This window comes from uncultured Halopseudomonas sp. (assembly GCF_963977355.1).
GTDB lineage: Bacteria > Pseudomonadota > Gammaproteobacteria > Pseudomonadales > Pseudomonadaceae > Halopseudomonas.
The window spans coordinates 43887-55598 of the sequence record NZ_CAXBOV010000001.1 but is presented as its reverse complement, the minus strand read 5'-3'; the positions used below and the strand labels follow the sequence as shown (position 1 = coordinate 55598).

Annotated in this window: 12 protein-coding genes and 1 tRNA gene; 8 read left to right on the top strand and 5 right to left on the bottom strand. The window is 55.7% G+C overall.

Annotation, left to right across the window (positions count from 1 at the left end):
- The first annotated feature begins 30 nt into the window (after positions 1-30).
- Entirely contained in the window at positions 31-1887 is a 1857-nt protein-coding gene (gene rpoD, locus AAC076_RS00270; protein WP_339842338.1) for an RNA polymerase sigma factor RpoD, read from the top strand.
- 114 nt (positions 1888-2001) lie between these two features.
- Positions 2002-2078 (top strand) — tRNA-Ile (locus AAC076_RS00265).
- 258 nt (positions 2079-2336) lie between these two features.
- Here AAC076_RS00265 and AAC076_RS00260 read toward each other — a convergent pair.
- Positions 2337-3254 carry a LysR family transcriptional regulator gene (locus tag AAC076_RS00260; RefSeq protein WP_339842337.1) on the bottom strand — a complete coding sequence of 306 codons (918 nt, stop codon included), beginning with the start codon at positions 3252-3254 and terminating at the stop codon, positions 2337-2339.
- A 112-nt stretch (positions 3255-3366) separates the two neighbouring features.
- On the opposite strand from AAC076_RS00260, the gene AAC076_RS00255 reads away from it, so the two are divergent.
- Complete coding sequence (locus AAC076_RS00255; protein WP_339842336.1) at positions 3367-3810, top strand: DoxX family protein; 444 nt, start codon at positions 3367-3369, stop codon at positions 3808-3810.
- A gap of 135 nt (positions 3811-3945) precedes the next feature.
- On the opposite strand, the gene AAC076_RS00250 is transcribed toward AAC076_RS00255, so the two are convergent.
- On the bottom strand, positions 3946-5007 hold the full coding sequence (locus AAC076_RS00250) for an SDR family oxidoreductase (RefSeq protein WP_339842335.1): 1062 nt from the start codon (positions 5005-5007) through the stop codon (positions 3946-3948).
- An 87-nt stretch (positions 5008-5094) separates the two neighbouring features.
- On the opposite strand from AAC076_RS00250, the gene AAC076_RS00245 reads away from it, so the two are divergent.
- Entirely contained in the window at positions 5095-5475 is a 381-nt protein-coding gene (locus AAC076_RS00245; RefSeq protein WP_339842334.1) for a helix-turn-helix domain-containing protein, read from the top strand.
- A gap of 169 nt (positions 5476-5644) precedes the next feature.
- A complete protein-coding gene (locus AAC076_RS00240) occupies positions 5645-6394 on the top strand; it encodes an MBL fold metallo-hydrolase (RefSeq protein WP_339842333.1) in 750 nt (249 codons plus the stop codon).
- Between the two features lie 50 nt (positions 6395-6444).
- Here AAC076_RS00240 and AAC076_RS00235 read toward each other — a convergent pair whose 3' ends face one another.
- Together AAC076_RS00235 and AAC076_RS00230 are read right to left on the bottom strand one after the other, a co-directional pair.
- The gene (locus AAC076_RS00235) at positions 6445-7056 is read right to left on the bottom strand and encodes a hypothetical protein (RefSeq protein WP_339842332.1); all 612 of its coding nucleotides are present in this window, start codon (positions 7054-7056) and stop codon (positions 6445-6447) included.
- Positions 7057-7197: 141 nt separating this feature from the next.
- Entirely contained in the window at positions 7198-7374 is a 177-nt protein-coding gene (locus AAC076_RS00230; RefSeq protein WP_339842331.1) for a hypothetical protein, read from the bottom strand.
- Positions 7375-7422: 48 nt separating this feature from the next.
- On the opposite strand from AAC076_RS00230, the gene AAC076_RS00225 reads away from it, so the two are divergent.
- The 3 genes from AAC076_RS00225 to AAC076_RS00215 all read left to right on the top strand — a co-directional run bounded on the left by AAC076_RS00225 (position 7423) and on the right by AAC076_RS00215 (position 9924).
- Complete coding sequence (locus AAC076_RS00225) at positions 7423-7656, top strand: ATP-binding protein (RefSeq protein ID WP_339842330.1); 234 nt, start codon at positions 7423-7425, stop codon at positions 7654-7656.
- Positions 7657-7932: 276 nt separating this feature from the next.
- Positions 7933-8475 (top strand): ATP-dependent zinc protease, encoded by a 543-nt coding sequence (locus tag AAC076_RS00220; RefSeq protein WP_339842328.1) that lies wholly within the window; start codon positions 7933-7935, stop codon positions 8473-8475.
- A gap of 126 nt (positions 8476-8601) precedes the next feature.
- Positions 8602-9924 (top strand): substrate-binding domain-containing protein, encoded by a 1323-nt coding sequence (locus tag AAC076_RS00215; protein ID WP_339842327.1) that lies wholly within the window; start codon positions 8602-8604, stop codon positions 9922-9924.
- Between the two features lie 44 nt (positions 9925-9968).
- Here AAC076_RS00215 and AAC076_RS00210 read toward each other — a convergent pair whose 3' ends face one another.
- Positions 9969-11591: a methyl-accepting chemotaxis protein gene (locus AAC076_RS00210; protein WP_339842326.1), complete on the bottom strand. Its 1623-nt coding sequence runs from the start codon at positions 11589-11591 to the stop codon at positions 9969-9971.
- Between the last annotated feature and the right edge of the window lie 121 nt (positions 11592-11712).

Below are 11712 nucleotides of genomic sequence, written 5' to 3'. Positions count from 1 at the left end.
TTGTACACCACGGCATCCACAAGGGTTGTTATGTCCGGAAAAGCGCAACAGCAATCCCGTCTCAAAGAGCTCATCGCCCGCGGTCGCGAGCAAGGGTTCTTGACCTATGCGGAAGTCAACGACCACCTCCCGGAAGATATTTCCGATCCGGAGCAGGTCGAAGACATCATTCGCATGATCAACGATATGGGAATCACCGTCTTTGAGACTGCACCCGATGCCGATGCTCTGCTTCTGGCAGACAACGACGCAGATGAGGCCGCCGCAGAAGAAGCCGCAGCCGCACTTGCTGCCGTCGAAAGCGACATTGGCCGAACCACGGACCCCGTGCGCATGTATATGCGTGAAATGGGTACTGTGGAACTGCTGACCCGCGAAGGCGAAATCGAAATCGCCAAGCGCATCGAGGAAGGCATCCGCGAAGTCATGGCGGCAATCTCGATGTTCCCCGGCACCGTTGACGGCATTCTTGCCGACTACCATCGTGTAGTTGAAGAAAGCGGCCGCCTGACCGAAATCTTCAGCGGCTATATCGATCCCGATGATGACGGCTTGTCCGCCACCGGCGGACCCGCAGCGGAGCAAGCTGCAGCGCCCGCCGCGAAAACGGACAAGGACGAAAAGGACGACGACGAGGAAGACGACGACGACAGCTCTGAAGAAGAAGGCGATGGCGGCCCGGATCCAGAAGTTGCCCGTCAGCGCTTCACAGCCATTGGCGATCAACTGGCCAAGGCCAAGAAAGCGCTGAAAAAGCATGGCCGTGGCAGCAAGCAGGCAACGGCTGAGCTCGATGAGCTGGCCCTGCTGTTCATGCCGATCAAGCTGGTGCCCAAGCAATACGAAGCGCTGGTTCAGCGCGTACGCGGTGCCCAGGATCAGATCCGTGCCCAGGAACGCGCCATCATGCAGCTTTGCGTGCGTGACGTGCGTATGCCCCGCGCCGACTTCCTGCGCGGCTTCCCCGGCAATGAAATCAATACCGACTGGGTCGATCAACTGCTGGCTGACAAGCCGCGTTATGCCGAGGCCCTGGAAGAACGCAAGCCGGATATCATCCGCGCCCAGAAGAAACTGGCGACATTGGCTCAGGAAGCTGAACTGACCATCTCCGAGGTCAAGGACATCAACCGTCGCATGTCGATCGGTGAAGCCCGTGCCCGTCGCGCCAAGAAGGAAATGGTCGAGGCCAACCTGCGTCTGGTTATCTCTATTGCCAAGAAATACACCAACCGTGGTCTGCAGTTCCTGGATCTGATTCAGGAAGGTAACATCGGCCTGATGAAGGCGGTGGACAAGTTCGAATATCGTCGTGGTTACAAGTTCTCGACCTATGCAACCTGGTGGATCCGGCAGGCCATTACTCGCTCGATCGCCGACCAGGCACGCACCATCCGTATTCCGGTGCACATGATCGAGACGATCAACAAGCTCAACCGTATCTCCCGCCAGATGTTGCAGGAGATGGGCCGCGAACCGACCCCGGAAGAGCTGGGCGAGCGCATGGAGATGCCTGAGGACAAGATCCGCAAGGTACTCAAGATCGCCAAGGAACCGATCTCCATGGAGACGCCGATCGGCGACGACGAGGATTCGCACCTGGGCGACTTCATCGAGGACTCGACCATGGAATCGCCGATCGACATGGCGACCGTGGAAAGCCTCAAGGAAGCCACACGCGACGTGCTGTCCGGCCTCACCGCCCGTGAAGCCAAGGTCCTGCGCATGCGTTTCGGTATCGACATGAATACCGACCATACGCTGGAAGAAGTCGGCAAGCAGTTCGACGTGACCCGTGAGCGGATCCGTCAGATCGAGGCGAAGGCGCTGCGCAAGCTGCGGCACCCCACCCGCAGCGATCACCTGCGTAGCTTCCTCGACGAATAAGCGAGCAGCAGCAACGAAAACGCCCGGCCATGCCGGGCGTTTTTATTTCCATAGCGCATAACTATGGTCAGCGGCCGCCTCAATACGTATAATTCGCGGCGTTCGCATTATAGTGGGCCCATAGCTCAGTTGGTCAGAGCAGGCGACTCATAATCGCTTGGTCGTAGGTTCAAGTCCTACTGGGCCCACCATTTCTACTGTTCTGTTTTATAGATGGTGTTCTTGCACCCATAGATTGGCCGCCACTCTCTTGGCCAACGCTCCTACCGACTAACCCTTTCCTGTAAATAACTCCAGGGCCAGCCCTCTCTGGCGCAATACAAAACCTGTATCCGCGCATAAAGTCCAAAGCCGGCAAATATGGGGGATAGCTCCAAAGCGATCTGCTTGCATATAACTGCCTGAAAGTCGCAGCACTCGTTTCCCAGCAGGATGACTATGCGGAACCATCAGATCTGCAGTAGGCCGCCGTGCTCAGGGTCAAATCGCATCGCCTTGAGGCGCTCGACGAACCAATTGAGTCCCTTTCCAGTATTACCACGAGGCCAAGCCACAGAGATCTCCGTCGGAGGGCGAGGCACGTCCAGCGGCAAGATCTTCAGCCTCCCTTCAGCCAACTCCCGGGCAATCCGGTGACGCGGCAGGAACCCGACACCCAGGCCCTTGCACTGGGCCTCAATTTTACGTTCGATCGTCGGGACAATAATGCGACTGCGACCATCCAGCAATCCGGAAGAGCGCTGCGATAGATGCCGCGAACTATCAGCCACTATCACCGTGGGATACTCCTGGATAGCTTTCGGCAGCAAAGGCATCGCAAACTCGGTCAAAGGATGGTCAGCGGCCACGGCAAATTCAAAGACCACTTTTCCCAGTGAATGAAGGCCGAATCCCTGGCTGGGTGGCATTCCTTCTGCGCCAATTACCAAATCACAGCGACCATCGTTCAGCGCATCCCAACTGCCACCGAGCACCTCCTCAATCAGTCGTATCTCGGTCCTCGGCTGTATTTTCTGAAATGCTTCAATTAAGTCGTAAACCGGATCACAAGTTAGCACGCTGTCAATGCATATCCGCAGCTCCATTTCCCAGCCATCAGCAGCCTGCCTGGCCAGAACCGTCATCTCGTCAGTGGCTTTGAGAATATGTCTACCCTGCTCCAATATCATGCGTCCAACTGCGGTCAGTTTTGCCCTCCGTCGACTGCGGTCAAATAACGCGACGCCAAGCTCTTCCTCCAGTTTATTGATGGTGTAAGAGACTGCCGAGGGAACGCGGTACAGCTCTTCAGCAGCCGCAGCGAAACTATGGCGGCGCTCTATGGCGTCCAGTGTCCGCAATGCATCGAAGGTAATGGGCGAGATCATAGTTCAGTTTTCCTGATCATTTGGGTCAATTTGTTCCGCTATTTTTAGATTAATTCCTGAAATATAGTATCTACATCAAACAGGATTATTGACTTAACTTGGAGGAATCACCATGAAAAATGCATTTTTGAATACTGTACTTTCAACCGACAACGGACTTGCAAGCTTGGTTATCCGTATTCCAGCCGGCGTCATTTTCGCGGCCCACGGGGCGCAAAAACTTTTTGGTAGTTTTGGTGGCTATGGCCTGGAAGGGACCGGGCAATGGATGGCATCTATCGGGCTTGAGCCAGGATATTTGATGGCCCTTGCGGCTGGCAGCGCAGAGTTCTTTGGTGGTATCGCGCTGCTGATTGGCCTACTGACCCGGCCAGCAGCATTCGTGCTGGCGGTTACCATGCTCGTTGCGATATTCACTGTTCACTTCGCAAACGGATTGTTCATGAGCAATAACGGCTATGAGTTCGGTCTTGCTCTACTGGCAATCTCAATTGCACTAGTCATTAGCGGCGGCGGTAGATTTTCACTGGACCGCCAGCTAAGCAGCAGGGTATGAAGCGCGTCTTGTAGAAGGACTTCCGTGGACTGCCAGTATGACGAGGGTACGGTTATAAGCCCGGTATGCCAGGCATATAACCGTACCGGTGATTCAGGGGAATCAACAAAGCCGGCCAGACCAGCACTCTGCCCCTCAGGGAATCAGCTTGCCCGCACGCAAGCGCTCAAAAACGTTGAAGAACGCCTCATCGCTCGGCTGATATTCGCGAAAACCCAACTTTCGGCTTTTCGACATGTCGGTCACGACCTCAATCGGGCGTCCCAGGTCCGCATCGGTATGCCAGGGCGAGATCAGCTTATTGATATCCGGCTCGGCAAGATCATATTGCCCAACCATCTTTTCCCAGATCTGCGCGTCGTCTGCCATCTGCTGTTCAAGGGGCATTAGCGTACCGTCGAAGGGTGCGGCCTCGATGCCGAACCAGTCCGCGATACGCATCCACATCCACTGCCAGCGAAACACGTCCCCGTTCACCACATTGAATGCTTCATTTGACGCCTCAAGCGTGGTGGAGGCCCAAAGCATATGCCGTGAGAGTTGCGCGGCGTCGGTCATGTCCGTCAGGCTTTGCCATTGAACTTCGGACCCAGGAAAGCGAAAGGGGCGTCCCGTGAAGCGGCAGATAGCCGCGTAGACCGCCAGAGTGGTCGCCATGTTCATCGCGTTACCCACAGCGACCCCGGTAACGGTATGCGGTCGATGGACGCTCCAGGTGAAGCCATCACGTTCAGCGGCGGAGAAGAGTTCATCCTCCTGGGCGTAATAGAAGTTGGCGACATCCAGCCGGCCCTGCTCTTCACGAAAAGGCGTTTGCGGCAGGGTGCCCTTACCGTAGGCCTCAAACGGTCCCAGGTAATGCTTGAGACCGGTAGACAGGGCAACATGGCGAACAGAACCTTTCGGGCGAAGGGCATCCAGCAGATTGCGAACCATTTCGGCGTTGACCCTGATATTCTCGGCTTCACTCGCCTGACGAGCCCAGGTCGTCAAGTACACATGGGTCGGCTCAATTCCCTGCAACGCCGTTGCCAGGCCGTCCTTGTCCAGCAAATCGGCGCTGACCGGAGTAACACCCGCCATTACGGCAGGACGGCGAGAAAGGCCCGCGACTGCCCAGTTTTCCTTTGCCAGCAGATGCGACATTGCGCTACCAATAATGCCACTGGCGCCGACAACCAACGCTTGATTTTTCATGCGCAAACCTCCAAAACGGTATAGGCGGCCACCTTAAACGCTCTCGAACGCCGATCCTAGTCGGCACCAAAAGGTAACTACCCCCCTATGCAGACCGGATCAGACGAAGAACAATGGCTGGAAGATTGTGCACCGCGACGCGTACTCGAGCTCTTCTCCACGAAGTGGACCAGCATGATTATTCATACGCTCCATGCACGCCATAATGGGGCAGCCCGCACTGGATCACTGCACCGATCCTTGCCCGGCATCTCGAAAAAGATGCTGATCCAGACACTCCGCGAGCTGGAAACCAGCGGACTAGTCGAGCGGCACGTCCAGGAGAGCGTTCCGCCCGCCGTGACCTATACCCTATCGCCACTCGGCAAACTCATGGTCCAACCGATCGAGATGATCTACGACTGGGCAAGACATAATTCGACTGCTCTGGATCAGTTACAGCCACGCAAAACGTCAAGAAGGCGTTGACCGCTGGTTGAAATCTGCACGCTTAGCCCTGCGGTCAAGGACGTTGGCTCCTCCCGATTAACGGGTTCAATTGAACCGCTTGGCTGCTTTTGAGATAAGTCCCGGCATTCTGATATGGAACCAACAGCTACACTCCAGGCTAGGATCACGATTCCCCAGGAGCAAGCAAATGATATTCCGACAGTTATTCGAGCCCGTTTCCAGCACCTACACCTACCTGCTGGGCTGCGAAAACACCGGCGAAGCCGTGTTGATCGATCCGGTGATCGCAACCCTGGATCGGGATCTCAAGGAGATAAGCAACCTAGGCCTGAAACTGGCCTACAGCCTGGACACCCACATTCATGCTGATCACATAACCGCCGCCATGGAACTCAAGAAGCGTGTCGGCAGTAAGATTGCTGCGCCAGCATTCGACCACCTGCCCTGCGCCGACATCGGCATCGAAGAGGGTCGCCCCTTCAAGGTAGGCAGTCTGAACATCGCTCCGCTGCACACGCCGGGCCATACCGATGGGCATTTCGCCTACCTGCTTGGCGACAGACTATTTACCGGTGACGCACTGCTGATTGACGGCTGCGGGCGCACAGACTTCCAGAACGGCGATGCCGAGACGCTGTACAAAAGCGTCAGGGAAAAACTCTTTGTACTTCCCGATGACTGTCTGGTCTATCCGGCACACGACTACAACGACCGGAGGGTGACCACCATAGCCCAGGAGAAGAAACGCAACCCGCGGATCGGTATCGACAAGACACTGGATGAGTTCAAATCCATTATGGATAACCTCAACCTGCCCTACCCCAAGTTCATTGATCACGCCGTGCCCGGCAACAGGCAATGCGGCGTATGCCCCGAGGACCTACCCGACAATCTGCTGCATTACTGCCAGCAAATAGCCGAGACACATCAGGGCTGACGGCGTGCCGTCTGTCTCGGGCTGTTGAAAGTCGGTCTGAAGGAATATATCTATTGGGAAAGTAACGGAATGCCCTGTGACCACTCTCCGAGAAAGGGCTGGGTCAAGAGTATGTCGGCATCCACAACAAGCGGGTAGCGACTTTTGAACAGGGCAACATCACGCTCACGTCGATCTCGGATCTCCGGGAGCAAGCGGCTGATTACCTGCTGATTGAGTTCGTCCTCTACCATCTCGACATTCACGTGCAGATTGCCCAGATACAAAACCTTGCCAGGTTCGACGGTGAAGGTGATTTCAGGAACAGACTTGGCAGGTGAATATTGCGTGACGCCATAGGTAAGTGACCAGTAGGTCAAACTGTTGGGGCCGGCAGGCAACTCCAATGCGATCAGTCGACCGAAGTCATCCTCGAACTCGCTGGGCTTTAGCTGTGGACCGGAAATCTGTTCTTCACGGGAATTAACAAAACCACCGCGATTGAATCCGAAGGTTGCAATGGGCCGGTTTCCGCCCTCAGGCCCGGTACTGAGACTCGCGAACACCAAACCTGTTTCGCTCAACTTGCTGGGATCGAGATCCTGATCAGCGTTTTTTGTCGCGCATCCTGAAACGGCCAGCATCGCAAGCAAGGCAAAATACTTCCATGTAATACGGGTCAACGGTGACCTCCTGTCATTAGCAGCGCATACAAGACTCATCGCTGAGCAGCGATTCATAACGCCTGGAAAGGGGCTGCTGACACATTCCTTTGCCTGCGGAAAGCTTAGCCAAACCGCCCAATGCTGTCGACATTATTTAGCTCAATAGACATCTTCCAGATACTGACCGCGACTTCTGAGGGTCTCGACATCGATGCGTAGCGGCTTGAGCATAACCTCAATGACCTGCCTGACCCCCGCGGCCATGTCTCGGCCACCACAAACCAGTATCTGTGCACCCTTCTCTATCATCTGACGCACGGCCACCTGATCCTCCATCAATTTGTCCCGAACGTAGGCGTGTTCATCCGATCGGTAGAATTCAGCATGCGCGACGATGGAACGCTAAGCGTGTGCAACAGCGGTGAAGTCGTCCCTCCAGCGCAGCTCGGCCTACTGCGAAACCGGTTCGCACGCCTGAAAACGGATACCACCGGCTCCGGTCTGGGCCTGGCCATAGCAGACGCCATTGCCAAGGGAGCAGGAATGACACTGCATTTGCGATCCCCAGCAACAGGTCGGCAGGATGGCTTTGAAGCCGCACTCGATATAACGGACTGAGGGTCAAGCAGCGATTCATATTCATCCGGCCTACCTGAAATGCTTTTGTTTGGCCAGATAGGTAACAGGATCCAAGCGACATCCTGATCTTTCTACGGGCTTCAAACCTAATCCATCTTTTATGGCCGGACTTTCAGTAGTCCAATACAAAGGGCTTTTTCAGGCAGATAAAAAATACCGCCCTGATGATGGTCGGATTGCACCTTTCTAGCTGTTGGGAACCAAGCCTATAAAAAACGGGTCACAAATAGCAGACTGTTTTTAAAGGGGTTTTGTATGAAACTGAAAGTACTGGCGGTATGTTCTGCGTGTCTGATTACTTCGGTCGCCGCGCTGGCCAATCAGCCGAATGTGTACGGGCTCAGCGAAAAAACCCTGTTCCCCGAGCTCGACCTGGAGGTTCCAGCCAAGCTGGATACCGGCGCGGTGACCGCATCACTCAGCGCGCAGAACATCCAGCTTTTCAAGCGCGATGGTGAAGACTGGGTCCGATTCCAGCTTGCTGTTGAAGGTGCGCAGGAGGGTAAAGAGCTGGAGCAACCGGTAGTGCGTATCAGCAAGATCAAGCGACGAGCCGCGGATATTCCCGAGGGTGAAACAAAGGACTATACAGCCCGACCCGTGATTGAAATGGCCGTATGCATGGGGGACAAGGAGGAGAACATCGAAGTCAACCTGACCGATCGCACCTCGTTTTCTTACCCTTTTCTGATCGGCTCGACGGCGCTTGAACAGTTTGACGCGATGGTAGACCCCAGCCTGGAATATGCCGTTGGAAGCCCGGCCTGCAGCGCTCCCGGGCCGACCAATCAGGGCTGAATCGAGTTCCAAATAGCTCTGAACGGCTGCTGCATCCGGCCGTTTTGACCGCTGTAACCTGGATGAAATCTCTGAGTCTCACTCTGGCTGACCGATACCTGCCCGTCCGACTCCACGAGACCATCGATGTACACAGCCTACCGCCGATTATTCAGTCAAATATGCCTCATCTTGGCAGTTGCTCCTTCCCTGGCAACTGCCCACGACCTGGAAATTCATGGGTCAAACACTATCGGCGCTACCCTGGCGCCCATGCTTATGACCGGCTTTCTCCAGCAACGCTCGACAGAGACGATTACTGCAACGGAAACCGGCGATCAAAACGAAGTTGTGCTCAGCGGCACGCGGGACGGGGAGCCCTTGAGTGTTCTGGTAGCGGCCCACGGCACCAGTACAGGGTTCACCTCCATGGCCGCCAACCAAGCGGATATCTGGGCTGCTTCACGCCGTATCAAACCCGGCGAAGTCGCCGCGATGAGCAGCCGGGCAGATATGACCGATGAGCAGAGCGAGCACGTAATTGCCATAGACGGGCTGGCGATTCTGGTTCATCCATCCAATCCGCTAGAGCAGCTGAGTATAGAAACTCTGGCCAGGATCTTTGCTGGTGAGATCACCAACTGGTCACTAGTGGGTGGTTCCGATCAACCCATTGCCATCTATGCCCGTGATGAACGTTCAGGAACCTGGGATACCTTCAAGGAACTGGTCCTCGCGGGTCGATATACGCTGACGAGCAGCGCCAGGCGCTATGAATCCAACGACAAGCTATCGGATGATGTCAGTAGCGATCCTGCAGCCATCGGCTTCGCCGGATTCTCCTCTGTGCGTAGCAGCAAGTTACTGGCAATAGCCGACGGCAATGCCCCAGCTCTCAAGCCCAGCAAATTGTCAGTAGCAACTGAAGACTACCCGCTTTCACGTAGGCTTTATCTTTACACCCCCGGAGTGACCGGGGGTCCACTGGTGCAGGCTTTTATCGAGTACGTCCAGAGCCAACCAGGGCAAGATATCGTGGCCCAGTCAGGATTCTTTTCCCAGAACCCTTTCGCCGTCGAACCCGCATATGACGCTGGCGTGCCAGAGAGCTTCAAGCGTCTGACCGAGCGCTATAACCGCCTGTCTGTGAACATCCGCTTCGCCGAGGGCCGCACCCAACTGGACAACAAAGCCAAACGCGACCTGCTGCGGATTCAGCATTATCTTCAGCAAAGCGGCAAAACCGGAAAAGACCTGATGCTGATCGGCTTTGCCGACCAGCAAACTGATGAGCTACGCGCTCAAATGATCTCAGAGTTACGGGCTCTCTCGGTCAGCAAGTCACTGAGGGACCTGGACATCCCTGTGGCCGGCCATACAGGCTATGGACACTATATGCCCGTGGGCTCTGCGGGCGGGGACGCAGGTGAGCAGCGGAACGGCCGGGTAGAACTCTGGGTACGACGCTGATAGAAGCACCAGCGAACACTAAAGTCCTGCACCGGGCTGCGACTCTATTGACTGATACGCTTGGTAATATCACTCAGTCCATTTGACAAGGTGTGCAAGCGTTCGCTGGCCTTGGCTGTGCGCTCGACGTTCTCCTGGTTGGTCGTACCAATGGCCGTAATCTCCGTCAGATTGCGGGATATATCGTCAACCACCGCGTTCTGTTCTTCGGCGGCGGTAGCGATCTGGCGATTCATATCCCGAATCGCCTCAATTGCACGCGTGACTTCATGCAGCATTTCGCCTGCCTCAGTTACCAGCTGCACACCTTGGCCACTGCGCTCCTGCCCTTGCTCAATCGCCTTGGCAGCCTCCGAAGCACCGCGCTGCACCGCCTCGATAATCTCGTTTATCTCAGAGGTGGATGCAGATGTACGCTGGGCAAGCGTGCGCACTTCATCGGCTACTACAGCAAAACCACGACCTGCTTCACCGGCGCGTGCGGCTTCAATGGCTGCGTTGAGCGCCAGCAAATTGGTTTGCTCGGCAACTCCTCGTATTACATCCAGAACCTTGCCGATACGATCGCTGTCGCTGGCCAGCTTCTTGATAATATCTGCGGTATGCGTAATTTCACCACGCATCTCGGTAATCGTCTTGACCGTCGAGCGCATGACCGTTTCACCCTTCTGCGCAGAAGCATCTGCGGCATCCGCTGAAGTGGCGGCGGTACCCGCCGAAGAGGCAACCTGCTGCGCAGTGGCCGACATTTCCTCCATAGCAGTGGCAACCTGGTCAGTGCGCGTGAACTGCTCGCGGGTACCGCCAGCGATGGTGGTGGCTACACTATTTAGCTCGCCACTGGCCTGATCGAGTTCACGGGTACTGGACTGCAGCTGGGCAAAGGTCTCTGCGAGGAAGTCATTCAGGGTATTGGCTGCCTGCGCCAACTGCCCCAGCTCGTCCTTGCGCTGCAACGTGGCTCTTTTACCAATACGGCCCTGACTCAATCCAGTTACCTGATCGATCAATGTGCGGATAGGGGCTACCAAGCTGCGATCTATACGCCAGACACTGAGTAAGGTGAGAGCAATGCCGGCAAAGACCAGGAGCAGCATGCCGAGCAAAGTTGCCCGGCTCGCGCTGGCGGCAATATCAGCCGATTGCTGGTCAGCAGCTTTATGCAGTTGGGTTACCAGGGTATTCATCTGCTCTGAAGCGGGCCGGTCGACACCTTTCACTGCAAGATCACCGGCTGCGGAGTCGTTTCCTGCGGCCACGAAAGCCGCGTAACCCCGTCTATAGGCTTGTCCAAGGGCCAAATGCTCCTCGCGAAGGGCTTTAACGCCTTGCCGAGTGTCATCTGGCAAGGAAGGCACCTCGGCCAAGCTGGCGAGCATCGTCTGTACCTGCCCTTCCTGCTCCTGAAAAGCAGTCCAGTATTTCTCGCGCGCGGCAGGATCACTGCCACGCAACAGGACGTTCTTCCACTCCTGCACCTGCGTCTTGAATTCGCCGTTGGCCTGCTCAATAAGAACCATGGCCTGCACGGGTCCGTTAACAAGCGCTTCGTAGGAACTGACGTTGGACGCAAGAAATCGTTGGCTGGAGAGAGCGATAAGGGTAAGCAATAACAGGCTGCCGGCTACTAAAGCCACCGTCTGTGCACGTATTGATTTGCTGAACATAAGAGGATCCTTGCGGCAGGCAGGCCACGCCGGAAGTGGCTCGGTGCTAGCTCGTCATAGATAAGAATTATCGGCTGGAACAAAAGCTACTTTAGAAAAACGATAAACCCCATCGAAACTG